This window comes from Mitsuaria sp. BK041 (assembly GCF_014193085.1).
Taxonomy (GTDB): Bacteria; Pseudomonadota; Gammaproteobacteria; order Burkholderiales; family Burkholderiaceae_C; genus Roseateles.
In genome coordinates this window covers 1,748,638-1,773,789 of record NZ_JACHYT010000002.1, presented here as the reverse complement: position 1 = coordinate 1,773,789, position 25,152 = coordinate 1,748,638, and the positions used below count along the sequence as shown (strand labels likewise).

23 protein-coding genes are annotated in these 25,152 nt (G+C 70.4%); 12 read left to right on the top strand and 11 right to left on the bottom strand.

Going from position 1 to position 25,152, the window contains the following annotated elements:
* Positions 1-97: 97 nt before the first annotated feature.
* Entirely contained in the window at positions 98-865 is a 768-nt protein-coding gene (locus tag FHT38_RS23675; protein ID WP_141225400.1) for a response regulator transcription factor, read from the bottom strand.
* Positions 866-1,043: 178 nt separating this feature from the next.
* On the opposite strand from FHT38_RS23675, the gene FHT38_RS23670 reads away from it, so the two are divergent.
* The 7 genes from FHT38_RS23670 (at position 1,044) to FHT38_RS23640 (ending at position 7,094) form a co-directional block, all read left to right on the top strand.
* Positions 1,044-1,676, top strand: coding sequence for a response regulator transcription factor (locus FHT38_RS23670; RefSeq protein WP_183493406.1), 633 nt, complete (start codon positions 1,044-1,046; stop codon positions 1,674-1,676).
* 166 nt (positions 1,677-1,842) lie between these two features.
* The gene (locus tag FHT38_RS23665) at positions 1,843-2,832 is read left to right on the top strand and encodes an alpha/beta fold hydrolase (RefSeq protein WP_147242708.1); all 990 of its coding nucleotides are present in this window, start codon (positions 1,843-1,845) and stop codon (positions 2,830-2,832) included.
* A gap of 134 nt (positions 2,833-2,966) precedes the next feature.
* Positions 2,967-3,620 carry a hydrolase gene (locus FHT38_RS23660; RefSeq protein WP_091730426.1) on the top strand — a complete coding sequence of 218 codons (654 nt, stop codon included), beginning with the start codon at positions 2,967-2,969 and terminating at the stop codon, positions 3,618-3,620.
* Positions 3,621-3,649: 29 nt separating this feature from the next.
* A complete protein-coding gene (locus tag FHT38_RS23655; RefSeq protein ID WP_091730422.1) occupies positions 3,650-3,988 on the top strand; it encodes a XapX domain-containing protein in 339 nt (112 codons plus the stop codon).
* On the top strand, positions 3,981-5,879 hold the full coding sequence (locus tag FHT38_RS23650) for an amidohydrolase (RefSeq protein ID WP_255488898.1): 1,899 nt from the start codon (positions 3,981-3,983) through the stop codon (positions 5,877-5,879). Before FHT38_RS23655 ends, FHT38_RS23650 begins: the two co-directional genes overlap by 8 nt.
* 79 nt (positions 5,880-5,958) lie before the next feature.
* Positions 5,959-6,411, top strand: coding sequence for a DoxX family protein (locus tag FHT38_RS23645; RefSeq protein ID WP_183493405.1), 453 nt, complete (start codon positions 5,959-5,961; stop codon positions 6,409-6,411).
* A complete protein-coding gene (locus FHT38_RS23640) occupies positions 6,408-7,094 on the top strand; it encodes a YoaK family protein (protein WP_183493404.1) in 687 nt (228 codons plus the stop codon). Before FHT38_RS23645 ends, FHT38_RS23640 begins: the two co-directional genes overlap by 4 nt.
* Before the next feature lie 60 nt (positions 7,095-7,154).
* Here the strand turns inward: FHT38_RS23640 and FHT38_RS23635 are convergent, their stop codons facing one another.
* Complete coding sequence (locus FHT38_RS23635) at positions 7,155-8,051, bottom strand: LysR family transcriptional regulator (RefSeq protein ID WP_404935741.1); 897 nt, start codon at positions 8,049-8,051, stop codon at positions 7,155-7,157.
* Between the two features lie 117 nt (positions 8,052-8,168).
* On the opposite strand from FHT38_RS23635, the gene FHT38_RS23630 reads away from it, so the two are divergent.
* Entirely contained in the window at positions 8,169-9,050 is an 882-nt protein-coding gene (locus FHT38_RS23630) for an aldo/keto reductase family oxidoreductase (protein WP_183493402.1), read from the top strand.
* A gap of 144 nt (positions 9,051-9,194) precedes the next feature.
* A complete protein-coding gene (locus tag FHT38_RS23625) occupies positions 9,195-10,259 on the top strand; it encodes a beta-propeller fold lactonase family protein (RefSeq protein WP_221213884.1) in 1,065 nt (354 codons plus the stop codon).
* A gap of 125 nt (positions 10,260-10,384) precedes the next feature.
* Here the strand turns inward: FHT38_RS23625 and FHT38_RS23620 are convergent, their stop codons facing one another.
* A complete protein-coding gene (locus tag FHT38_RS23620; RefSeq protein ID WP_091730396.1) occupies positions 10,385-10,930 on the bottom strand; it encodes a single-stranded DNA-binding protein in 546 nt (181 codons plus the stop codon).
* A gap of 223 nt (positions 10,931-11,153) precedes the next feature.
* A complete protein-coding gene (locus FHT38_RS23615; RefSeq protein ID WP_310737422.1) occupies positions 11,154-12,107 on the bottom strand; it encodes a sensor domain-containing diguanylate cyclase in 954 nt (317 codons plus the stop codon).
* Positions 12,108-12,233: 126 nt separating this feature from the next.
* Here FHT38_RS23615 and recQ point away from each other — a divergent pair, with 126 nt between their 5' ends.
* A complete protein-coding gene (recQ, locus tag FHT38_RS23610; RefSeq protein ID WP_091730388.1) occupies positions 12,234-14,102 on the top strand; it encodes a DNA helicase RecQ in 1,869 nt (622 codons plus the stop codon).
* Between the two features lie 151 nt (positions 14,103-14,253).
* Here recQ and FHT38_RS23605 read toward each other — a convergent pair whose 3' ends face one another.
* From FHT38_RS23605 to FHT38_RS23595, 3 genes are all read right to left on the bottom strand, one after another.
* Positions 14,254-14,523 (bottom strand): hypothetical protein, encoded by a 270-nt coding sequence (locus FHT38_RS23605; protein WP_183493400.1) that lies wholly within the window; start codon positions 14,521-14,523, stop codon positions 14,254-14,256.
* Positions 14,524-14,793: 270 nt separating this feature from the next.
* Positions 14,794-14,976, bottom strand: a complete 183-nt coding sequence (locus FHT38_RS23600; protein ID WP_091730383.1) for a hypothetical protein — start codon at positions 14,974-14,976, stop codon at positions 14,794-14,796.
* A 164-nt stretch (positions 14,977-15,140) separates the two neighbouring features.
* Entirely contained in the window at positions 15,141-17,150 is a 2,010-nt protein-coding gene (locus tag FHT38_RS23595; protein WP_147241883.1) for a bifunctional diguanylate cyclase/phosphodiesterase, read from the bottom strand.
* Between the two features lie 292 nt (positions 17,151-17,442).
* On the opposite strand from FHT38_RS23595, the gene uvrA reads away from it, so the two are divergent.
* A complete protein-coding gene (gene uvrA, locus FHT38_RS23590; protein ID WP_183493648.1) occupies positions 17,443-20,337 on the top strand; it encodes an excinuclease ABC subunit UvrA in 2,895 nt (964 codons plus the stop codon).
* A 53-nt stretch (positions 20,338-20,390) separates the two neighbouring features.
* On the opposite strand, the gene FHT38_RS23585 is transcribed toward uvrA, so the two are convergent.
* Positions 20,391-21,182: an MHFG family PEP-CTERM protein gene (locus tag FHT38_RS23585; protein WP_183493399.1), complete on the bottom strand. Its 792-nt coding sequence runs from the start codon at positions 21,180-21,182 to the stop codon at positions 20,391-20,393.
* A gap of 305 nt (positions 21,183-21,487) precedes the next feature.
* Between FHT38_RS23585 and FHT38_RS23580 the strand changes: the two genes are divergently transcribed.
* Positions 21,488-21,865, top strand: coding sequence for a response regulator (locus tag FHT38_RS23580; protein WP_175538417.1), 378 nt, complete (start codon positions 21,488-21,490; stop codon positions 21,863-21,865).
* 102 nt (positions 21,866-21,967) lie between these two features.
* Here the strand turns inward: FHT38_RS23580 and FHT38_RS23575 are convergent, their stop codons facing one another.
* The 3 genes from FHT38_RS23575 to FHT38_RS23565 all read right to left on the bottom strand — a co-directional run bounded on the left by FHT38_RS23575 (position 21,968) and on the right by FHT38_RS23565 (position 25,118).
* Positions 21,968-22,387 (bottom strand): SWIB/MDM2 domain-containing protein, encoded by a 420-nt coding sequence (locus FHT38_RS23575; protein WP_091730363.1) that lies wholly within the window; start codon positions 22,385-22,387, stop codon positions 21,968-21,970.
* A gap of 251 nt (positions 22,388-22,638) precedes the next feature.
* Positions 22,639-24,093, bottom strand: coding sequence for a sulfite reductase subunit alpha (locus tag FHT38_RS23570; protein WP_183493398.1), 1,455 nt, complete (start codon positions 24,091-24,093; stop codon positions 22,639-22,641).
* Positions 24,093-25,118 (bottom strand): FAD:protein FMN transferase, encoded by a 1,026-nt coding sequence (locus FHT38_RS23565; RefSeq protein ID WP_310737421.1) that lies wholly within the window; start codon positions 25,116-25,118, stop codon positions 24,093-24,095. The genes FHT38_RS23570 and FHT38_RS23565 overlap by 1 nt, the downstream gene beginning before the upstream one ends.
* Between the last annotated feature and the right edge of the window lie 34 nt (positions 25,119-25,152).

The window sequence follows — 25,152 nt, the reverse complement described above, 5'->3', positions numbered from 1 at the left end:
CCACCACCTCGCCACTTGACCTCCCTCTGTCCGGCGCCATGCCGGCCGGCGACTGTGCCGACCCGGGCCCCTGGCGGTCAAGCGCGCGTCGTCCCGGTCATGCGGCCGGCAGCGGCTGGAGCCGGTAGAGCCCTTGCGCGGCGCCGCGCGACGGGCGCGCCGGCAGCGGCACCGGATCGTCGGCCACGGGCTCGTCGTCCAGCAGCCCGCGGCGCAGCGCCTCGGTGGCGGCCTGGGTGCGGCTGCGCGCGCCCAGCTTCTGCAGCAGCGTCTTCACATGCGTCTTGACGGTGCCCGCCGCGACGCCCAGCCGCAGGCCGATCGACTTGTTGTCCAGGCCCAGGCAGAGCATGCGCAGCACGTCGCGCTCGCGCGGCGTGAGCTCGTCCCCGAGCCAGCCCTCGGCCACGGCACCAGCGGCCGTGCGGCAGAGATAACGCCGTCCGGCCGCGACGGCGCGGGCGGCGTCGCGCAATTCCTCGAGCGCGCAGGCCGCATGCACATAGCCGAGCACGCCCGCCGCCATCGCGTGACGGACGCGGCCGCCGTGCGTGACCGGACTCACCACCAGCCACTGCGGCGCAGGCACGCCGCCCGAGGCCGTGCCGGCGCCGCCGCGGCGCGGCGCGCCGGCCAGCGACTGCAGCGCGCCCTCGTGATCCGCGATCACCAACCGCACCGACGTGCTCCGGCTGCCCGGCCCCGCCGCGCCCAGCGACGGGAAGCCGGACGGCAGCCCGTCGTCGCCGGTGTCGTGCGCGCGGAAGAAGGGCGACAGCGCGGCGGCGATGCCGGCGCGCAGCAGCGGATTGCGATGCACGACGATCGCGTCGAGGACGGCGGGGGGACGCTCGATCAGGGACATGGACAGCTCCCGGGGGGCGGTGAAGGGCGGTGGCGCGGGGGCGCCGGAGGACTGCGCCGATCATCGGAAGCCATGCTGCACCGCGATAGCCCCGGTCGAGTCGATGCCCGCTACCCGAAAGGGTAGTGGCCCCCTGGAAGAGGGACGCCCCGAAGGGGGTCGCCCTATGATCGCCGCCATGCTGCCCGCGCCCGAACCCATCCGCGTCCTGACGGTCGACGACCACCCGCTGATGCGCGAGGGCATCGCCGCGGTGCTGGGCGAGCAGCCCGACATGGCGCCGGTGGGCGAGGCGGCCGACGGCTGGCAGGGCCTGCAGGCCTTCGAGCGGCTGCGCCCCGACGTCACGCTGATGGACATCCAGATGCCGGGCATGGACGGCCTGGAGGCGCTGTCGCGGCTGCGCACGCTGAGCCCTGGTGCGCGGGTCATCGTGCTGACCACCTTCAAGGCCGATGCCCAGGCCTGGCAGGCGCTCAAGCTGGGCGCCTCGGGCTACCTGCTCAAGACGCAGCTGCGCACCGAGCTGCTGGACGCGATCCGCGCGGTGCATCGCGGCCACCGCTGGATCCCCAACGAGGTCGCCCAGGAGATCGCCGCGCACGCCGGCCAGGAGCAGCTCTCGGGGCGCGAGATCGACGTGCTCGAGCACATCGCGCAGGGCCTGAGCAACCGCGAGATCGGCGGCCTGCTCTCGCTGTCCGAGGACACGATCAAGGCGCGCGTGAAGATGATCCTGGCCAAGCTCGACGCCCGCGACCGCACCCACGCCGTCGTGCTGGCGCTCAAGCGCGGCCTGCTGCGCCTCTGAGCTCCCCCGAGCGTCCCCGCTCATTCCCTCTCCCCCGCGGGGGAGAGGGCGAGGGTGAGGGGTCGCCCGCCACCTGCCTCTGACGGGAGAGCGCTGGCTGCGCCATCGGCGGCTGTCGCGCCGGACATCGGTTTCCTAGGATGCCTTCATCCCTCGGAGACCCTCGATGACGATTCCTTCGACCCCCTCGGACCTCACCCGCCGCGACCTGCTCGCGCTGGGCGGCCAGCTCGCGCTCGCCGCGGCGCTGCCGCTGGCGCTGGCCGACGGCGCCGAGGCCGCGGCCTCTTCCTCCCCCTCCACCCCCTCCCAACACCCCCTACCAGGAGCCCCCATGAGCTACGTCACCACCAAGGACGGCACCCAGATCTTTTACAAGGACTGGGGCAGCGGCAAGCCCGTCGTCTTCTCCCACGGCTGGCCGCTGAGCAGCGACGCCTGGGAAGACCAGATGCTCTTCCTCGGCCAGAACGGCTTCCGCGTGATCGCCCATGACCGCCGCGGCCACGGCCGCTCCAGCCAGAGCTGGAACGGCAACGACATGGACACCTACGCCGACGACCTGGCCGCGGTGCTCGACAAGCTCGACATCAAGGACGCGATGCTGGTCGGCCACTCCACCGGCGGTGGCGAGGTCACCCGCTACGTCGGCCGCCACGGCGTCAAGCGCGTGTCCAAGGTCGTGCTGGTCGGCGCCGTGCCGCCGACGATGATGAAGTCCGCCGCCTACCCGAACGGCCTGCCCAAAGACGTCTTCGACGGCATCCGCGCCGGCGTGCAGAAGGACCGCTCGCAGTTCTACAAGGACCTGACGACGCCCTTCTTCGGCGCCAACCGCCCGAACGCGCAGGTCTCGCAAGGCATGCGCGACAGCTTCTGGCTGCAGGGCATGCAAGGCTCGCTGAAGTCGCAGTTCGACTGCATCAAGCAGTTCTCCGAGACCGACTTCACCGAGGACCTGAAGAAGATCACCGTGCCGACGCTGATCATCCACGGCGACGACGACCAGATCGTGCCGATCGGCAACTCCGCCGAGCTGTCGGTGAAGCTGGCCCCCAAGGCGACGCTCAAGGTCTACAAGGGCGGCAGCCATGGCCTGGCCGCCACCAGCAAGGACCAGCTGAACGCCGACCTGCTGGCCTTCGCGAAGTCCTGATCCCGCCGGTCGCGGCCCGCCGCGCCCACGCGGGCGGGCCGCGACGCCGTCCGCTTCAACGATTCCCTCGAGGGTCCGCGCCGTCCTTCACCGCCGCGCGGACCGTCGTTTCCTCGTCCCTCCAGGAGACCCTCATGAGCAAGCTCGCCAAGGCCGTTCCCGGCGCCAAGTTGCTGAACCCCACCGACCACACGCTGGTCATGATCGACTTCCAATCGCAGATGGCCTTCGCCACGCACTCGATCGATGCCAACAACCTGCGCACCCACGCTTCGCTGGTGGCGCAGGCGGCCGCCGGCTTCGGCGTGTCCACCATCCTGACCACGGTCGCCGAGAAGAGCTTCTCCGGCCCGATGTTCGACGAGGTCACCGCGCCCTTCCCCGGCAAGAAGATGCTGGACCGCACCTCGATGAACACCTGGGAGGACGTGGCGGTGATCGAGGAGATCAACCGCATCGGCAAGGACCGCATCGTGCTGGCCGGCCTGTGGACCAGCGTCTGCATCGTCGGTCCGGCGCTGTCGGCGATCGACCAGGGCTTCGAGGTCTACGTCATCACCGACGCCTGCGGCGACGTCTCGCTGGAAGCGCACAACCGCGCCGTCGAGCGCATGGTGCAGGCCGGCGCGCAGCCGATCACCTCGCTGCAGTACCTGCTGGAGCTGCAGCGCGACTGGGCTCGTGGCGAAACCTACGACATGACCACCGGCATCGCGAAGAAGGTCGGCGGCGCCTACGGCATCGGCATCAACTACGCCAAGACGATGTTCAACGCCCACGAGGGCTGAGCTTCGACGGCAGCGCAAAGGCGGTCCTCATGAATGCATATGTGTTGTCGGCCGCCGTGGGCCTGCTCGTCGGCGTGATCTACGGCCTGCTCAACGTGAGGTCGCCGGCGCCGCCGGTGATCGCGCTGGTGGGCCTGCTGGGCATCCTCGCCGGCGAGCAGATCCCGCCGCTGGTGCGCCAGTGGCTGCAGCGCGATCCGGCGCAGGTCAGCTGGGTCGACCAGAAATTGCGCCCGCACATGTTCGGGCACATGCCCGGATGCGAGAAGACGAAGACCGCGGCGGCCCCCGGCGCGGCGCCCGAGGCGACCACCGCCCGGCGCGCGAGCACGGCCCCGGCGGCGAACGCGGAGTCCCACGATGCCTGACACCTCCTTCTCCCGCACCGCGGGCATGACGCCCGACCTGGTGCTGTTCAACGGCCGCTTCACGACGCTGGACCGCACGCGGCCGAGCGCCGAGGCGGTGGCCATCCAGGACGGACGTTTCCTCAGCGTCGGCGGCAACCAGGAGATCCTGGCGCTGGCCGGCGCGACGACGCGCCGCATCGACCTGAAAGGCCGCGGCGTGCTGCCGGGCCTGATCGACAACCACCTGCACATCATCCGCGGCGGCCTGAACTTCAACATGGAGTTGCGCTGGGACGGCGTGCGCAGCCTCGCCGACGCGATGGCGATGCTGAAGGCGCAGGTCGACATCACGCCCGCGCCGCAATGGGTGCGGGTGGTGGGTGGCTTCACCGAGCACCAATTCCATGAGAAGCGGCTGCCGACCATCGACGAGCTCAATGCCGTCGCGCCGGACACGCCGGTCTTCATCCTGCACCTCTACGACCGCGCGCTGCTGAACGGCGCGGCGCTGCGCGCCGTCGGCTACACCCGCGAGACGCCCGAGCCGCCCGGCGGCCAGATCCTGCGCGACAGCGCCGGCAATCCCACCGGCCTGCTGCTGGCCAAGCCCAACGCGTCCATCCTGTACGCGACGCTGGCCAAGGGGCCGAAGCTCCCGCCGGAGTACCAGCTCAACAGCACGCGCCACTTCATGCGCGAGCTCAACCGGCTGGGCGTCACCGGCGCGATCGACGCGGGCGGTGGCTTCCAGAACTATCCCGAGGACTACCAGGTCATCCAGCAGCTGTCCGACGCCGGCCAGCTGACGATCCGCCTGGCCTACAACCTGTTCACCCAGAAGGCGGGACAGGAGAAGGAAGACTTCCTCAACTGGGCGAAGTCGGTCCCCTACAAGCAGGGCAACGACTACTTCCGCCACAACGGCGCCGGCGAGATGCTGGTGTTCTCCGCCGCGGACTTCGAGGACTTCCGCCAGCCGCGGCCCGACATGGCGCCGCAGATGGAAGGCGAGCTCGAGGAGGTGGTGCGCATCCTGGTGCAGAACCGCTGGCCGTGGCGCATGCATGCGACCTACGACGAGACGATCTCGCGTGCGCTGGACGTGTTCGAGAAGGTCCATCGCGACACGCCGATCGACGGGCTGAACTGGTTCTTCGATCACGCGGAGACGATCTCGACGCGCTCGATGGACCGGATCGCCGCGCTGGGCGGTGGCGTGGCGGTGCAGCACCGCATGGCCTATCAGGGCGAGTACTTCGTCGAGCGCTACGGCGCACGAGCCGCCGAGGCGACGCCGCCGGTGGCCGAGATGCTGCGCCGGGGCATGAAGGTCTCGGCCGGCACCGACGCGACGCGGGTGGCCTCGTACAACCCGTGGGTGTCGCTGTCCTGGCTGGTCACCGGCCGCACCGTCGGCGGCCTGCAGATCACGCCGCAGCGCAACTGCCTGGACCGCGAGGCGGCGCTGCGCATGTGGACGGAGAACGTCACCTGGTTCTCGAACGAGCAGGGCAACAAGGGGCAGATCGCGGCGGGCCAGCTGGCCGACCTGGTCGTGCCGGACCGCGACTTCTTCGGCTGCGCCGAATCGGACATCGCCGACACCAGCGCGCTGCTGACGATGGTCGGCGGCAAGGTGGTGTGGGGCGCCGGCGATTTCGCGTCGCTGGATGAATCGGCCCCGCCGCCGGCGATGCCGGACTGGTCGCCGGTGCGGCGCTACGGCGGCTACGGCGCCTGGGGCGCGGAAGGCAAGCCGCTGCAGGCGGCGATGCGGCGCACCGCGTGCTGCGACACCGCCTGCGGCGTCCATGGTCATGCGCATGCGAATGCCTGGGCGTCGGAGGTGCCCGCCTCCGACCTGAAGAGCTTCTGGGGCGCGCTGGGATGCGCGTGCTGGGCGGTCTGAGGATGGACTTGAAGACACGAGCCGCCCCGATGCGGCGCGCCGAAGCCGGGCGCAACCGGCGGCACCTGGAGGCCCCACGATGAGCGAGTACCGATCCACCCGTCTGTTCTCCCCCGCCGCACCGCGCTGGGTGGAGGCGGTGCTGCAGTGGCCCACCTTCGGGGTGATGCTGCGCCTGTGCCTGGCGTCGGCCTACCTGATCGGTGGGATCGACAAGGCGATGGACTTTCCCGGCGCGGTGGCGGAGCAGGCGCATTTCGGCCTGCAGCCCGCGGTGCTGTGGGCGGTGCTGGCGATCGTGGTGGAACTGATCGGCGCGTTGCTGCTGATCCTGAACCGCTGGGTCTGGCTGGCGGCCGGCGCGCTGGGCGTGCTGACGCTGGTGGCGATGCTGGTGGCCAACGACTTCTGGCACCTGAGCGGCCAGGCGCGCTTCATGGCCAAGAACGCCTTCTTCGAGCACCTGGGCCTGATCGCCGGGCTGGCCTGCGCGGCGCGGATCGCGGTGCTGGAAAGGAAGGTGCTGGCATGACGGGCGTGAAGCGCTTGCTGGTGGCCAGCCTGACGCTGGGTTTCATCGGCGGCTATGTGGACACGGTGGGCTTCGTGGCGCTGTTCGGGCTGTTCACGGCGCACGTGACGGGGAACTTCGTGCTGATCGGCGCGGAGCTGAGCCGCGCCAGCGGCGGCAGCGTGCTGCTGAAGCTGCTGGTGTTCCCGACCTTCGTGGTGTCGGTGGCGCTGGCGCGGATGGTGGCCCTGCGCTGCGAGCGGACGAAGACGGTGGCAAGCCGGCCCTTGCTGGTGATGCAGGCGGCGCTGCTGGTGGTGGCGCTGATCTGCAGCGTGCCGGCGGGTGCGGCGCTGGCGCCCGACGCGCCGTGGGCGATGGCCACGGGCCTGTTCATCACCGCGGCGATGGGCGTGCAGAACGCGGCCGGCCGCCTGGCCTGGCCGGCGCTGACGCCGACGACGGTGATGACGGGCAACGTGACGCAGGTGGTGATCGACGGCGTGGACCTGCTGCGGGGCGCGGCCGGTCCCGATGTGCGGGAGCGGCTGGGTCGCTTCATCTGGCCGGTGGCGGCCTTCGCGGTGGGCGCGTTGACGGGCGCATTCGCGTATGTGGCGTGGAAGTTCTGGGCGCTGCTGCTGCCGCTGGTGATGCTGGCCGGGCTGGTGGTGATGGATGTGAAGGCGGATAAGAAGGGCTGAGCCGGCCGGCGGCCTGTCGTCTGTGCCGCGTGCGCCACGGGCATGCGCCCAGGCCGCCGCTCAGTCTTCGGCGTAACGCGTCCGCAAGAAGTCGACGAAGGCCCGCAAGGGCGCGGGCACGTGGCGCCGGCCGGGGTAGTACAGGAACGGCCCGGTGAACGGGCGCCACCATGTCTGCAGCAATGGCTCCAGCGCGCCGCTGGCCAGATGGGGCTGGAGCCAGTCCTCGAACAGGTGGATGACCCCGCTGCCGGCCAGCGCCGCATCGATGGCGAGGTCCACGCCGCCGCCGGCCCGCACGACCAGCGGTCCGGCCGGATCGACCGTCACGACCTCCGACTTGCGCTGGAACTCCCAGGGCGGCATGGCACCGCTGGCGAAGCGCACCCGCAGGCAGGCGTGCTGCAGCAGGTCGCGGGGATGCAGCGGCCGGCCGCTGCGCGCGAGATAGCCCGGCGCGGCGGCCGTCGCCATGCGTTGGTGACGCGGGCCGATGGGCAGGGCGATCATGTCCTGCTCCAGGCGTTCCTCGTAGCGGATGCCGGCGTCGCAGCCCGCCGCCACGACGTCCACGAAGCCTTCGTCGACGATCACTTCCAGTCGGATGTCCGGATAGGCGGCGAGGAAAGGCGGCACCAGGGCCGGCAGCACCAGGCGCGCCGCGTTGACGGGAACGTTCAGCCGCAGCGTGCCCGCCGGACGGTCACGGAATCCGTTGATCTCGTCGAGCGCCGCTTCCACCTCGCCCAACGCAGGCCCCAGCCGATGAAGCAGTCGCGCGCCGGCTTCGGTGGGCACGACGCTGCGCGTGCTGCGGTGGAGCAGCCGAACCCCCAGGCGGGCTTCCAGCCTGCGCAAGGCCTCGCTGAGGCTGGACGCGCTGACGCCCTCGCCGCGCGCCGCCTGCCGGAAGCCTCCGGCGCGCGCCACCGCCACGAAAACCGCCAGATCGGCCATGTGATCCGCCATCGCACCCGCCACTGTTCTGATTTCCGCACGACCCGTGCGGATTGGAGCCACTTATCGTACGCCGCGGCGCTGCCTAGAGTGAGCCACCTTCGAAAGGACATGCTCATGAACTCACTCGACAAGGCCGGCACCTTCCGCATCGGCAACCGCAACGTGAAGCGCCTCGGGTACGGCGCGATGCAGCTCGCCGGACCCGGCGTCTTCGGCCCTCCCAAGGACCGGGCCGCCGCCGTGGCGGTGCTGCGGGCGGCCGTGGAGCGCGGTGTCGACCACATCGACACCGCTGACTTCTATGGCCCGCACATCACCAACCAGATCATTCGCGAGGCGCTGCACCCCTATCGCCAGGATCTGCTCATCGCCACCAAGGTGGGCGCCAAGCGGGGGGCCGATGGGTCGTGGCTGCCTGCCCTGTCCGCCGACGAGCTGACGAGGGCGGTGCACGACAACCTGCGCCACCTCGGTCTGGAGTCGCTGGAGCTGGTCAACCTGCGCAGCATGCTGGACGTCCACGGGCCTGCCGAGGGCTCGCTGGAGGAGCCGCTCACCGCTTTGGCCGAACTGCAACGGCAGGGCCTGATCCAGCACATCGGGCTGAGCAACGTGACCGCGCGGCAGGTCGAGGATGCGCGTCGCCTCTGCGCCATCGTCTGCGTGCAGAACCATTACAACCTCGTCCATCGGAACGACGACGCGCTGGTGCGGCAATTGGCCGGGGACGGCATTGCCTATGTCCCGTTCTTTCCGCTCGGTGGCTTCACGCCCTTGCAGTCGAGCGCCTTGTCGGAGGTCGCCAGCCAACTCGGCGCCACGCCGATGCAGGTGGCACTGGCCTGGCTGCTGCAGCGCTCGCCCAACCTGGTGCTGATTCCGGGCACCTCATCGGTCCAGCATCTGCGGGAGAACCTCGTGGCCGCTGAACTGCGGTTGCCCGAGGAAGCGGTGGGGCGTCTGGACCTGATGGACAAGGTCACTCCGCACGCGTGACTGGACAACCGCGCCATCGGCAATGGCGTGGCGTTCAGGACCGCGCGTCGCGGCTGGTGACGCTGCGCGCCGGGAGAATGCGGGCGCACCAGCATTCATGACAGGCCCGGAGCAGAGTCGATGCGCAAGCTCAGAAGTGGAATGATGAAGATCGCCAGCGCCGCCGCCATGGCGATCGCTGCCGCCGTCCCGGTCTCGGCCAAGACCTACGTCTATGTCTCCGCGGCGCAGGACGGCGTCATCGACGCGTTCGAGATGGACGCCGCCGGCGCGCTCACGCCGCTGGGCAAGACGGCGGCCGGCAAGCTCGTGATGCCGATGGCGGTGGATCCCGCCAAGCGGCATCTGTACGCGGTCGTGCGCTCCGAGCCATTCCGCGTGCTGACCTACGACATCGATGCCGCGAGCGGCGCCTTGCGCCAGAAGGCCGACGCGCCACTTCCGGACAGCATGGCCTACGCGTCCACCGACCGGACCGGACGCTTCCTGTTCACGGCCTCCTATGACGGAAGCCGGATCGCGATCAGCGCGATCAAGGACGGCCTGGTCGAGCAGGGCGCCATCCAGGTCCTGCCCACCGGAGAGAAGGCGCACAGCATCCGGATCGACTCCGGCAATCGCTTCCTGTACGTCACCAACCTCGGCAGCGATCAGATCCTGCAGTTCGGATTCGACGCCGCCAGCGGCAAGCTGACGCCGCTCGATCCGCCGCTCGTCAAGACCAAGCCGGGCAACGGCCCGCGGCACATCGAGTTCTCCCCCGACGGTCGATTCCTCTACGTGATCAGCGAGCTGAGCGGCAACGTCATCCAGTTCGGGAGGGATCGCGATCGGGGGACGCTCACCGAGCTCTCGAGCACGCTCACGGTGCCGGCGAGCGACGAGCAGCGACGCATCTGGTCCTCCGACATCGCCATCACGCCGGACGGCCGGTTCATGTACACGTCCGAACGGACGAGCAGCACGATCTCGTTGCTGACGCTTGCCGCGGCGTCCGGCAAACCGAGCCTGGTGGACGCCTATCCGACGGAAACGCAGCCGCGTGGCATCCGCTTCGATCCGACCGGGAAGTTCCTGCTCGTGGCCGGAGAGAGATCGGAGCGGCTGTCGGTGTACCGCATCGATCCGGACAAGGGCGCGCTCCGGCTGATCGGCCGGCAACCGGTGGGACGGGCCGCGAACTGGATCGAGATCGTGGACCTGCCCTGAGGGGCGGCCATTTCGGCTGAAGGTGGGCGTCCGGCTCGAAAAGGAAAAAAAGCCCGCGGCGTGAACGCCAACGGGCTTCCTTCATCTTGATCATCCGACCCCGGCATAGCCGGGATCGCTATCGATCAGAACGGAATATCGTCATCCATGTCATCGAAGCCGGTCGCCGGCTTCGGCGCGGGGGCCGGGGCGCGAGGCGCCGCGGCGCGCGGGGCCGGCGCGCGCGGTGCGTCGAAGTCGCCGCTGTCGCGGCCGCTTCCGCCACTGCCGCGCTCCGACGAGCGCTCACGGCTGTAGCCACCACCACCGCCGCCGCCCATGTCGTCGCCGCCGCCTTCACGGCCGCCCAGCAGCTGCATCTGCTCGGCGATGATTTCCGTCGTGTAGTTGTCCTTGCCTTCCTTGTCCTGCCACTTGCGGGTCTTCAGGCGACCCTCGACATAGACCGGACGGCCCTTCTTCAGGTACTCGCCCGCGATCTCGGCCAGGCGGTCGTAGAACACCACGCGGTGCCATTCGGTCTCCTCCTGGCGCTCACCGCCTTCACGGCTCTTCCAGTTGCGCGTCGTCGCGATGCTGACGTTGCACACCGCGCTGCCGCTGGGCGTGTAGCGGAGTTCGGGATCACGGCCCAGGTTGCCGAGGATGATGACTTTGTTGACCGAGGCCATGAGGGTTGCCTTCGCTTGCGTGTCGTTGAATGTTCGGAATGGGAAACTCGGCGCCGCCCATCGCCCGGGACATCGGGTCGGAAACAGCGGCGCAGGGGGCGGATTATGCCGCCCGCCCATTCCGCCGACGATCCCCGGGAAACGCCGATCCGCTGCCCGCTTCGCGTCAGCCGATCACCTGATTCAGGGCCGCCGTTGCCGCCGCGCCCGCCCGGACCGGCCGTCAGCCCATGCGGCGCCGGCTCTGCTTGTGCGCGTACATCGCCGCGTCGGCCTGCTGCATCAGCTCCTCCAGCGTCAGCGGTCGGTCGGCGGCCATCGCGGCGTCGCCGACGCTGAAATCCAGCGCATAGCCCCGCTGCGCCCTCAGGTTGAGCGCCCCGACCTGCGTGCGCACCCGCTCCAGCGCGGGCGACATCTGCTCGGTCGCCGTGCCGCTGAGCAGCACCACGAACTCGTCGCCGCCGGTGCGCGCGATCACGTCCGAGGCCCGCAGGCAGAAACGCAGGATGTCCGCAAAGGACTTCAGCGCCCAGTCGCCCTCCGCATGGCCATAGCGGTCGTTGACATGCTTGAAGTGGTCGAGGTCGAAGTACAGCATCGTCGCCGGCCACTGCTTGCGCCGGCACAGCGCCAGCACATGCCCGGCCTGCGATTCGAAGCCGCGACGGTTCGCCAGCCCGGTCAGTTCGTCCACCATCGCCATGTACATCGCCGCGAACTGCTGCTCGACCATGAAGGCCAGGTCGCGCAGCGTCGCCTGGTCGTCGGCGTCGAAGCCGCGCGGCACCCGGTCGATCAGGCACAGCGTGCCGAGCCGGTGACCGCTGGGCGCCCGCACCGGGCAGCCGGCGTAGAAGCGGATGTGCGGCGCCCCGGTCACCAGCGGGTTGTCGACGAAGCGCGGATCGGCATGGGGGTCGGGGATCAGCAGGATGTCGTCCGACAGGATGGCGTGGCCGCAGAAGCTGACGTCGCGCGGGGTCTCCGGCACGTCCAGGCCCTGCGCCGACTTGAACCACTGCCGGTCCGCGTCGACCAGGCTGACCAGCGCGATCGGCACCTCGAACAGGCGCCGCGCCATGCGCGTCAGGCGGTCGAAGCGTTCCTCGGGATCGGTGTCCAGCACCTGCAGCACGCGCAGCGTGGCCAGCCGGGCATTCTCGTCGTCAGGCAACGGCGCAGCGATCATGAGCAGGTCTGTGCGGTGCGGAGGAGCAAGGCGCTCGGAAAGCGCCGTCCACGACGGATCGGGACCGGGTGAACGGCGGACCCGTCGATGTGCAGGACAATCGAGGGCTCCATGAGTTCGTCCAAGCATCATCCCGTCCCGCTAGCCATCCTGCAAGAGGTGTTCGGTTACAGCGCCTTTCGCGGCCAGCAGGCGGCGATCGTCGACCACGTGACCGCCGGCGGCGACGCGCTGGTGCTGATGCCCACCGGCGGCGGCAAGTCGCTCTGTTACCAGATCCCCGCCATCGCCCGGCAGCGCGCCGGCCATGGCGTCACCGTGGTCGTCAGTCCGCTGATCGCCCTGATGCATGACCAGGTCGGCGCGCTCGAGGAAGCGGGCGTCGAGGCCGCCTTCCTGAACTCCACGCAGACGCTCGAGGAAACCCAGCGCATCGAGCGCGAGATGCTCGCCGGGCGCCTGACGCTGCTGTACGCGGCACCGGAGCGGGTCAACACGCCGCGCTTCATCGCGCAGATGCAGTCGCTGTACGAGCGCGGCCTGCTCGCGCTGTTCGCGATCGACGAGGCGCACTGCGTGAGCCAGTGGGGCCACGACTTCCGCAGCGAATACCTGTCGCTGAGCCTGCTCCACGAGCGCTTCCCCGACATCCCGCGCATCGCGCTGACCGCGACCGCCGACGACATCACCCGCGCCGACATCATCGAGCGGCTGCAGCTCGACAGCGCGCGGATCTTCGTCGCCTCGTTCGACCGGCCCAACATCCGCTACCTGATCGTCGAGAAGGACAGCCCGCGCGAGCAGCTGCTGCGCTTCATCCAGGACGAGCACGAGGACGAGGCGGGCGTCGTTTATTGCCAGAGCCGCAAGAAGGTCGACGAGACGGCGGAGTGGCTGCGCGCCAAGGGCATCAACGCGCTGCCGTACCACGCCGGCATGGAACAGGAGCAGCGCAAGCGCCATCAGGACCGCTTCCTGCGCGAGGACGGCATCGTGATGGTCGCCACCATCGCCTTCGGCATGGGCATCGACAAACCCGACGTGCGTTTCGTCGCCCACCTGGACCTGCCCAAGAACATCGAGGGCTACTACCAGGAGACCGGTCGCGCCGGCCGCGACGGCGAACCGGCCCAGGCCTGGATGGCCTACGGCCTGGCGGACGTGGTGCAGCAGCGCCGCATGATCGACGAGAGCCCGTCGTCCGACGAATTCAAGCAGGTGCAGCGCGGCAAGCTCGACGCGCTGCTCGCGCTGGCCGAGGCCATCGACTGCCGCCGCGTGCGGCTGCTGGCCTACTTCGGCGAGGACAGCCAGCCCTGCGGCAACTGCGACAACTGCCTGAATCCGCCCGCGACCTGGGACGCGACCGAGGCGGCGCGCATGGCGCTGTCGTGCATCTACCGCTTCCACCAGGTCACCGGCTTCAGCTTCGGTTCCGGCCACCTGATCGACGTGCTGCGCGGCAAGGAGACCGACAAGGTCGCCCAGTACCGGCATCACGAACTGTCGACCTGGGGCGTCGGCGCCGCGCTCAGCGAGCAGCAGTGGCGCGCGGTGATCCGCCAGCTGATCGCGCTGGGCTATGCGGTGACCGAGGGCGAATACAACACGCTGTCGCTGGGCGGCGATGCCAAGGCCGTGCTGCGTGGCGAGGTGCGCATGCTGCTGCGCCAGCCCGCGGTGCCGACGCGCAAGAGCAAGTCGAGCCGCGGCGGGTCGTCGTCCAGCCGGCGCTCGGAGGCCGAGGCCGACCTGGACGCCGCGGCGCAGGCGCGCTTCGATGCGCTCAAGGCCTGGCGCGCCGAGGTGGCGCGCGAGCACGGCCTGCCGGCCTACGTGATCTTCCAGAACGTCACCCTGGCCGAACTGGCGCGGGCGCAGCCGCGCTCGCTCGACGAGATGTCCGGCATCAGCGGCATAGGCGCGAAGAAGCTCGAGGCCTATGGCGAGGCGCTGCTGCGGGTCCTGGCCGAGGACTGAGCCGCTTGGGCCCTCGATCGCGTCACGCGATCGTCACCAGGAAAACTCACCGACAAAAAGAAGAACGCCCGGCAACTGCCGGGCGTTCTCGTGGGCGATCGCTACAGCTGGACCGTCGCGGTCGCCGCCTTGACAGCGCAACCGCCGGAGCTCAGCAGAGCTGGGTCGTGCAGCCGGCCGGCGCGGCCGAAGCCAGCTGCTGGCCGTCGGCCGCGGTGTCGCGGCGGCCGGTGATGTAGACGGTGGGCAGTTGCTCGCGCTTGGCGGTGATGACCACCGGATCCAGCGTGATGACGGCCGCGCGTTGCTCGCGCTGGTCCTGCACGTGCAGCAGGCTGACGGCGATCGCCAGCGCGGCGCCGATGCCGAAGGCAAAGGCCTTGAAGCTGGTGCGGGCGGTCTTGAAAGAGGGGGTGCTCATGTCGATCTCCTTGATGGGGTTGCGTGTGTCAGTGAAGTCAGTGTCGTCATCGCGCCCCCGTTCCGCGAGCCGCAAGCGACGAATGCGCGCGGCGACGGAGTGAACTGCGCGGAACCGCGACGAATGGATGAGCCCGGACCGTCGATCGCCGGGATGCCCCATTCCATCGATGTTCCCGACGATCGAGCCGAAAAAAAAGAAGCCCGCTGGTCAGGCGGGCTTCGAAATGCCGGGGGAAGCGTGGCGTCTATCGGAGCGCAGGCCGCGGGGTCATCCGCGCGGCTTGCTGGCCTGGTCGGCCTGAGGTCCCGGCATGGTCTGCTCGGCCCAGTGCAGGGGCAGGGGATGGGACGGACGCGCGGCCTCGTTCGTGTCCGCCAGCCACAAGGCGATGACGGCGGCGCTGGCCACGGCGGCCAGGGCGGTGAGGAAAGTCTTGGCGGCGTCGTTCATGGTGGTCCCCTGCGGTGCGATCCCTGTCCTGGCATTTCAACGAGGATGCACTGTGCGCCGACACCGGCGGCAAGACCACGACGACGCGACGAATTGCCGCTATCGCGCGCCGAAATGCCGGTCGGCCGGGCGAATGGGTCCTGGGGGGCGATCCTGGCGGGGCTTCAGCCGCGCGCGGCCCGCGCCGCCCCAGCCTGGGGCGGCCAGACGGCCAGGCGCGCCGCCAGCGCGGCGGCCGGCTGCGGCCGGCAATAGAAATAGCCCTGCTGCTGCCAGCAGCCCAGCGCCAGCAGCGCGTCGCGCTGCGCCTCGGTCTCGACGCCCTCCGCCACCACGTCGATGCCCAGCGCCTCGGCCATGCCCATCATGGCGCGCACCAGCGCCCGGTCGTCGGCGCTGCTGGGCAGGTCCCGGACGAAGGCCCGGTCGATCTTCAGCCGGGCCGGGCGCAGCAGCTTCAGGTAGGCGAGCGAGGAATACCCGGTCCCGAAGTCGTCCACCGACAGGCTCAGCCCCAGCTCGGACAGGCGCGCCAGGGTCTGGAGCACCGTGTCGGTGTCGGTCAGCAGCGAGCTTTCGGTCAGCTCGATCGCCAGTTCGCCGGGCGCGACCGCGTGGCGGCCCATTGCCTCGGCGATCCGCTCGGCCAGCCGGGGCTCGCGGAACTGCAGGGCCGACAGGTTGATCGAGATCGGCCCCGGATGCCGCCCCGAGGCCTTCCAGCGCGCCAACTGCGCGCAGGCCTGCTCGATGGTGCTCCAGCCCAGGTCCAGGATCTGCCCGGTCTCCTCGGCCAGCTCGATGAACTGACCTGGCATCACCAGCCCTCGCTGCGGATGCTGCCAGCGCATCAGCGCCTCCAGCCCCGACCAGGCGCCGGTGCGGGCATCCACGACGGCCTGGTAATGGAGCAGCAGTTCGTCGCGTTCCAGCGCCAGCTTCAATTCGCGCTCGAGCTCCATCCGCTGCACCGCCGCCGCGTCCATGTCCTGCTGGAAGAAGCTGTAGCGCGAGCGCCCCAGCTGCTTGGCGCGGTACATCGCCAGGTCGGCATGGCGGACCAGGGTGTCGAAGTCGTCGCCATCGCGCGGGAACAGCGCGATGCCGACGCTGGCCGACACGCTGGCCACGCCGCCCTCGAGCTGCAGCGGCGCGTTCAGCGCCTCGATCAGGCGCTGCGCCGCGGAGGCGACGTGCTCGCTGGAATCGCGCATCAGCAGCAGGAACTCGTCGCCGCTGACGCGGCAGGCCAGGTCGGACTCCCGCACCGCCTGGCGCAACCGCTCGCTGGCCTGCAGCAGCATGCGGTCGCCGGCGGCATGCCCTAGCGAATCGTTGATCGCCTTGAACCGGTCCAGGTCGACGAACAGCAGCGCCAGGTGGCTCTGCTCGCGCCGAGCGACCGCCGCCTCGTGCAGGAACACTTCCCGGAACAGCGTCCGGTTGGGCAGGCCGGTGAGGTGGTCGTACATCGCGAGCTGATGCAGCTGCGCGTTCTTGCTCTCCATGTCCGCCAGCAGGCCGGCGATCTGCTGCCCCATCTGGTCCAGGTGCACGCCCAGCTGGCCCAGCTCGTCCTTGCGGTTCCAGCGCAGCCGCGGCACCGGCTGGCGCTCGGCGATCGCGTTGGCCAGGCGCTTGAGCCGGTCGATCGGGCGGACCATCCGCAGATAGAAGACCATCAGCACGATGCCCACGCCCACCGCCACCTGCGCGGCCACGATCAGCGCCGTCTGCCGGCGCCCCTCCTCGAGCATGCGTTCCTGCGCGGCATCGTCGAACTGCACCCGCAGGCTGCCCAGCACCTGGCCCTCGCGCTGGATGGTCGCGGCGAGCGTGACCGTCGGCCAGCCGGGGCTGCACTTGGCGCGCACGATGTCGCGGGTGTCGACGCGCTCCTCGTTGAGCTCCACCGCGCAGACGTTGACGTCAGACAGCAGCTGGTCGAGCGCCCGCTGCACCGCCGGGCTGTCCACCGTCCACAGCGGCTCGACCAGGCCATTGGCGGCCAGCGTCAGCACGGCCGCGCGCTGGCCCTCCAGCACCGGCTCGAGGCTGCGGCGGATGAACGCATCGCTGTAGGCGAGCAGCGCCAGGGCCGGCGCCGCGATCCCGACCACCACCGCGAGCAGGATCACACTGCGCAGCGACAGCGACGGCGCTTTGAACTTCATCGAGGGGGGAAGGGGCAGGAGGGGATGCGGCGATTCTGCACCCCCATGTGGCCAGAGAGCCCCCGCAAAGGCGGGGTCGCGGGGAAGGATTTCGGCATTCCTCCCGCTGCCATGCGGTGTCAGCAGGGATCGGCGCGGGAACGGGGCTGGCCCTATCATGGCGAGTTCGCCTCCAGCTGTGTCCGGCCCCATGTCCACGAAAGTTCCGCCCGCCGTCCCCGCCCCGTCCGAGCCCACGGCCGCGCCGCAGCCGGGCCCGGGCGGCCGGTATCTGGGCCAGGTGCTGGGGCGGATGGGGGACGAGCCGCCGATGATCCGCGTCCGCGGCGCCCGCACCCACAACCTCAAGAACATCGACGTCGACCTGCCGCGCAACCAGCTGGTCGTCATCACCGGGCTGTCGGGCTCGGGCAAGTCCTCGCTCGCCTTCGACACGCTGTACGCCGAGGGCCAGCGCCGCTACGTCGAGAGCCTGTCGGCCTACGCGCGCCAGTTCCTGCAGCTGATGGACAAGCCCGAGGTCGACGTGATCGAGGGCCTGTCGCCGGCGATCTCGATCGAGCAGAAGGCCACCAGCCACAACCCGCGCTCGACGGTGGGCACGGTCACCGAGATCCACGACTACCTGCGCCTGCTCTACGCGCGCGCCGGCACGCCCTTCTGCCCCGACCACCACCTGCCGCTGGAGGCCTCGAGCGTCGGCCAGATGGTCGACGCGGTGCTGGCCATGCCGGACGACTCGCGCCTGATGGTGCTGGCGCCGGTCGTGCGCGACCGCAAGGGCGAGTTCATCGAGCTCTTCCAGGACCTGCAGGCGCAGGGGTATGTGCGCTTCCGCGTCGACGGCCAGACCGTCGAGGTGCCGGACCTGCCGGCGCTGAAGAAGGCGGAGAAGCACGACATCGATGTCGTCGTCGACCGCATCAAGCTGCGCCACGACAGCGCCGACCAGCTGCGCCAGCGTCTGGCGGAAAGCTTCGAGGCGGCGCTGCGCCTGGCCGACGGCCGCGCGCTGGTGCTCGACATGGACCGCGGCACCGAGTCGATCTACTCCAGCAAGTTCGCGTGCCCGATCTGCAGCTATTCGCTGCCGGAACTCGAGCCCCGGCTGTTCTCGTTCAATTCACCGGTGGGCGCCTGCCCCTCCTGCGAGGGCCTGGGCCTGGTGACCGTCTTCGATCCGGAACGCGTCGTCGCCTTCCCGACGCTGAGCCTGGCCAGCGGCGCGGTCAAGGGCTGGGACCGGCGCAACGCCTACACCTTCTCGATGCTGGAATCGGTCGCGAAGCATTACGGCTTCGACATCGAACAGCCCTTCGAGGAACTGCCCGAGCTGGCGCGCCAGGTCCTGCTGCAGGGCTCCGGCGAGGACGAGATCACCTTCACCTACCAGGCCGAAGGCGCCAACGGCCGCAAGCGCAGCGTCAGGCGCTCCCACCCGTTCGAGGGCATCCTCCCCACCCTGCAGCGGCGCTTCCGCGAGACCGATTCCGCCGCGGTGCGCGAGGAACTCGCGCGCTACCAGAGCGCCAAGCCCTGCCCCCATTGCGAGGGCTCGCGCCTGAGACGCGAGGCGCGCCACGTGCTGCTGCAGCCGGCCGACGCCGCCGAGGGCGAGCGCGGCAAGCCGATCTACGAGGTCGAGCACGCGACGCTGCGCGAGGCGCTGGCCTATTTCGAATCGCTCAAGCTCAAGGGCGCGAAGGCGGAGATCGCCGACAAGGTGATCCGGGAGATCGCCTCGCGGCTGCACTTCCTCAACGACGTGGGGCTGAACTACCTGAGCCTGGACCGCAGCGCCGACACGCTGTCCGGCGGCGAGGCGCAGCGCATCCGGCTGGCGTCGCAGATCGGCTCCGGGCTGACCGGCGTGATGTACGTGCTGGACGAGCCCAGCATCGGCCTGCACCAGCGCGACAACGACCGGCTGATCGCGACGCTGCGGCGCTTGCGCGACCTGGGCAACTCGGTGCTGGTGGTCGAGCATGACGAGGACGCGATCCGCGCCGCGGACCATGTGCTGGACCTGGGCCCGGGCGCCGGCGTGCATGGCGGCCGGATCATGGCGCAGGGCACGCCGGAGGAAGTGGCAGCCAACCTGAATTCCTCGACCGGCCGCTATCTGAGCGGCGTGGAGCGCATCGAGGTGCCCAAGCAGCGTCACGCGCTCAGCGACAGCGCCGATCCGCGCACGCTGAAGATCGTCAACGCGCGCGGCAACAACCTCAAGGGCGTGACCGCCGAATTCCCGGTCGGCCTGCTGACCTGCGTGACCGGCGTGTCCGGCTCGGGCAAGAGCACGCTGGTCAACGACACGCTGTATGCCGCCGTCTCGCGCAAGCTCTACCAGAGCCATGCCGAACCGGCCGAGCATGACGAGATCGAAGGCATGGACGCCTTCGACAAGGTGATCAACGTCGACCAGTCGCCGATCGGCCGCACGCCGCGCTCCAACCCGGCGACCTACACCGGCCTGTTCACCCCGATCCGCGAGCTCTTCGCCGAGATGCCGACCGCGCGCGAGCGCGGCTACGGCGCGGGCCGCTTCAGCTTCAACGTGGCCGGCGGCCGCTGCGAGTCCTGCCAGGGCGACGGCGTGCTGAAGGTGGAGATGCACTTCCTGCCCGACGTCTACGTCCCCTGCGACACCTGCGGCGGCAAGCGCTACAACCGCGAGACGCTGGAGGTGCTCTACAAGGGCAAGAACATCTCCGAGGTGCTGGGGCTGACGGTGGAAGACGCGCTCGCCTTCTTCAGCGCGGTGCCGACGCTGGCGCGCAAGCTGCAGACGCTGATGGACGTGGGCCTGGGCTACGTGAAGCTCGGCCAGAGCGCGACGACGCTGTCAGGCGGCGAGGCGCAGCGCGTCAAGCTGGCGCTGGAGCTCTCCAAGCGCGACACCGGGCGGACGCTGTACATCCTCGACGAGCCGACCACCGGCCTGCACTTCGCCGACATCGCGCTGCTGCTCAAGGTCGTGCACCAGCTGCGCGACGCGGGCAACACGATCGTGATCATCGAGCACAACCTCGACGTCATCAAAACCGCGGACTGGCTGATCGACATGGGTCCGGAGGGCGGCTCCGGTGGCGGGCGGCTGCTGGTCGCGGGCACGCCCGAGGACGTCGCCGCCTGCGAGGCGAGCCACACCGGCCGCTATCTCAAGCCGCTGCTCGCGCGAGGCTGAAGCGCGCGGCTCAGGGGCGCAGTTGCGGGGGCGCGGCTGAGGCGCGCGCCAGTTCAGGCGGCGCGGCGCTTCGCCGCGATGACCAGGGCGCCGAGTCCCAGCGCGAAGAGCAGCCAGGTCTGCGGTTCCGGCACTCCCGGCACGACGGGCAGGTTGCCACCGCCGCCGCTGTTGCCCGTCGGCAGCTGCGGCAACGTGATGACGCCCGGTCCGCCGACGCCGGTGGGCGGCGGCGCCACGGGCGCCCCGCCGCCGCTGCCGCCCGGCGTGGGCGCGATCAGGCTGGTGTCCGAGGTGGCCGTGGGTGGCAGCGCGGCGGTGCGCGCGAAACTGCCCGGATCGCCGGCACCGCCGTCGGCGGCCGCACCGGCCGCCGGGGGCTCGAACATCAGCGGTTCGTCCTCGGCCTTGGCGGTCGGGCCACCGGCCGCGGCCGGCTTCAGCGGTCCGCGCGCGATGCGGCTGACATTGCGGCACACGGTCGGGACGAGGATGCATTGGCCGTCCTCGCAATAGACCAGGCCGCGCTCCAGCGTCTGCGCGGTCCACTTCGTCCGCGTGACCGTGCGGCAGACCGAGCCGGCGCCGAAATGCATGTCGCGGATCTCGCTGCCGTACTCGTAGCGGCCGACGATGCTGTCGCGGTGGATGTCGACGATCTCGTCGTACTGGCGCGCGGCCATGCGCGCCTTGAGCTTGGCGCGGGTCGCCGCCGGGATGTCCTTGTAACGGTCCACGGCCGCGACGAGGTCGCCCATGAAGGGATTGACGCCCGGCTTGTCCCAGGAACAGTTGGGCAGCGTCACGGTAGACGCGGCCAACGCGAATGCGGCCACCAACGACATGACAGTTCTCTTTTTCGGCGGCCGCCTCCGCGAGACATCTCGTCGGGGTCAAGCCTTGCCGTTTGTGGCTCCTGTTTCCATCCGTCGCTTTGCATCACCGGATGTGACAGGAGTTGCGGCGAGTGTAGGGAGCGAAGGCCCGTCGCATCGGGCCGTCCCCCTCAGCCGGGGGTATGGCCACGCGTGGTTTTTGTCACGGTGCTCCCGCAGATCGCACGGGCGGTGAAGAAGCGGTGACGGCATGGACAAGACGGGCCGTCCAGCCAATCGCTGGTATCGTGCGTTGTCCCCTGCCTGTCCTCGCCATGTCCTCCCCCACCGCCGCCCGCCACGTCCTCTACGTCGAGGACGACCGCATCAACATCGTGCTGATGGAGGAGGTGTTCCGCCTGATGCCCGGCTGGACGCTGGACGTGGCCGAGACCGGCGCCCAGGCGATGGAGATGCTGCCGCGCGTCATGCCCTCGCTGGTGCTGATGGACATGAACCTGCCGGACATGAATGGCCTGGAACTGATGGCGCTGGTGCGCGCGGACGCGCGCCTGGCTCAGTTGCGCTGCATCGCGCTGTCGGCGGACGTGATGGACGACCAGCGCCAGCGCGCTCGCGCCGCGGGCTTCCAGGATTACTGGCTCAAGCCGATCGACGTGCGCCAGCTGCGCGCCGCGCTCGAGCGGCTCTGAGGCGATCGCGCCGCGCCTGCCCACGGACCGGCGCGGACGCAAAAAAGCCCGCGCGAGGCGGGCCTTGTCCTGAACGCGGAAGAGGCCTTGCGGCCTCGGCGCTCAATCCTTCAGGTGGCTGTTGATCAGGCGGGTCATCTCGAACATGTCGGCCTTGGCCTTGCCGAAGATTTCCTTCAGCTTGGCGTCGGCGTTGATGACGCGCTTCTGCGCAGCGTCCTGCAGGTTGTGCTTCTTGATGTATTCCCAGACCTTCTTCACCACGTCGGTGCGCGGCAGCGGCTTGTCGCCGACGATCGCGGCCAGCGCGGGGCTGGGGGTCAGGGCCTTCATGAAGGCGGCGTTGGGGGTGCGCTTCTTGGCGGGAGCGGCAGCCTTCTTCGCGGGAGCTGCCTTCTTCGCGGGCGCGGCCTTCTTCGCAGGTGCCGCCTTCTTCGCGGGCGCGGCGGCCTTCTTCGCCGGTGCCGCCTTCTTGGCCGGTGCCGCCTTCTTGGCGGGCGCGGCCTTCTTCGCAGTTGCCATTTCGATTCTCTCCATCAAGGGTTGTTGATGTGCCGGGCCCTGGTGAAGGTCTGACGCCTTCGGTACTCGTTGGCACCCTGCGCGGGCAATGGTACTGCGCACCTCCTGCATTGAGAAGGCTCTGGCAGGGGGAAAACGGCCTCGAAGTCAACGCCGTCCCCCGTGTTTGTCGCGGGCGCGCATCAATCTCCGCATGTCCGACACGCGCGATGCCTGCGCGCCTACGGGGTTCCCCGTGGTGCGCGGACCGCTCAGTACACGTCGCGCCGGTAGCGCCCTTCGCGGATGAGCGCGTCGACATCGGCCTCGCCGAGCGTCTCGCGCAGCACCGCGTCGACGGCGCCGGCCATGCCTTGCAGGCTGCCGCAGACGTAGATCGCCGCGCCGTCCGCGATCCATTCGCGCAGACGCGGCGCCTCGCGAGCGAGCAGGTGCTGCACATGGACGCGTTCCGCCTGGTCGCGCGAGAAGGCCCAGTCCACGCGGGCCAGCACGCCGTCGCGCTGCCAGGCCTCGATCTCGTCGCGGTAATGCGCGTCGTGCGCCGATTGCCGTTCACCAAAGAGCAACCAAGCCCTCACGGCGCCGTTCCCCGTGTTCATGCGGGCTTGCGCGCGGACCTTCAAGTGCGCCCGCAACCCCGCCAGCCCGGTGCCGTTGCCGACGAGGATCAGCGGCCGGTCGGCGTTGGCGCCGATGCGGAAGCTCGCATGCGGTCGCAGGCGCAGCGCGACGCCCCCACCGACGGCCAGGCGCTCCGTCAACCATCCCGACGCCAGGCCCGGCGAGCCGTCCTCGCGCGCGGTGCGGCGCACCATCAGCTCGACGCGGCCGTCCGCGGGCAGCGAGGCGATCGTGTACTCGCGCGGTCGCCGCGCGTCGTCATCGATCGCATCGGCCGCGCCGGCCGCACGGGCCGCTTCCCCGGCCACGCTCACTTGCACGAGATCGCCGGCCTCCCAGGCGGGCAGCGGCGATCCGCCCGCGGGCACCAGCTCGAGGTGGAACACCGGTCCGCCCTGGCTCCCTGGATTCAGATGGCGGCGCGCCGCCAGCCGCCAGTCGGTGAACACCGGCGCCTCCCACTCGGCCAGGTCGGCGGTGCCGGCCAGGTGGCTCAAGCGCTGCCGCCACTGCGACAGCGCGTGTTCATCGGTGCGGTCGGCCTCGATGCGATCGAACATCGACCGCGCGCCGCGCTCGCGCAACCAGGCGTCGAGCGCGCGGCCGAAGCCGCAGAAGTGGGTGTAGGTCGCATCGCCCAGCGCCAGCACGCCCACCTGCAGCGACGACAGGTCCAGGCCGGTGGCCGCGTCCGAGGCCTGCGCCGCCATCAGGTCGCGCGCGAACGGTGCCGCGCTGTCGGGGGCGTCGCCCTCGCCGTAGGTGCTGGCGATGAAGAGCGCATGCCGCGCGCCGCGCAGCGCCTCGCGGTCCACCTCGCCGAGCGCGGCGACGCGCACCGGCATGCCGGCCAGGTGCAGCGCCCTGGCGGTCTGCCAGGCGATCTCCTCGGCCTGGCCGGTCTGGCTCGCATGCAGCACCAGCACCGGCGGGCCGGCGTCGGCGGCCGGCAGCAGCGCGGCCGATTCCGCGGCCGCCTGGCGTTGCCGGCGGCGATGCCGCCACCACACCGCGGCGCACATCAGCAGGTAGAGCACGAGCAGCAGCAGCGCCGCCGCGGGACGGGACAGGATCGCAGTCATCAGAGCATCAGCGCGCGCATCGCCGCGGAGAAGCGCTCCTCGAAACCACCGCCTTCGGCCGGCGGGCGGCGCCGCACGAGCCGCGCGGCCAGGCCGAGCCGGTCGGCCAGCGCGAGGCCCTCGTCGGGCCCGAGCACCATCAGCGCGGTCGACCAGCCATCGGCCGCCATCGCGCTGTCATGCACCACGGTGACCGACGCCAGACCGTGCTCGACCGGCCGCCGCGTGCGGGGGTCGATGGTGTGGGAGCGCCACTGGCCGGCGGTATCGACGAAGCACTTGCGGTAGTCGCCGGAGGTCGCGACCGACAGGCCGTGGAGTGCGATGCGCAGCGGCGCCAGGCCGCAGTCGGCGGCGGGCGGCTCGAGGTCCACCCACCAGGGTTGCCCGTCGGGCTTCAAGCCGGCGCCCCGCAGCTCCCCGCCGATCTCGACGAGGTGATCGCGCAGGCCGAGCGTGCCCAGCAGCTCCGACACACGGTCGACGGCGAACCCCTTGGCGATCGCCGACAGATCCAGCGCAACCCCGCCGGCCTGCGTCAGCGTGCGACGCGCGCCGTCCCACGGCAGCGCGTCCCAGCCGCAGTGGACGCGGGCGCAGTCCTGCGGCGACGGGGCGCGGAAGGCGGGGTCGTCGTGGCGCGGCGCGAGCGCCGTCTCGCCCGACGGACCGAAGCCCCACAGCGCCACCAGCGCGCCAGCGCTGGGGTCGTAAGCGCCGCCGCTCGCGGCGGCGATCTTCAGCGCCGCATCGAGCACCGTCGCGAAGTCGTCCGGCAAGGGACACACCGTGCCGGCGGGCGCGCGGTTGAAGCGGCTCAGTTCGGACGCGGCGTCCCAGCCGCTCATCTGCGCGATGACCTCATCGCAGGCGCGCACGATGGCTGCCTCGATCGCGGTGAGCCGCAGCCCGTCCGGCCCGATGAAGCGCACCGACCACGTCGTGCCCATCGTCTCGCCGTCCAGCGCGTGCGGCACCTGCCCCAGCGCCGGCGGCTCGCCGTCGATGCGCAGCGGGACCAGCACGCGCGGCTCGGGCGCGAGGCCCGGCGTCCGCGCG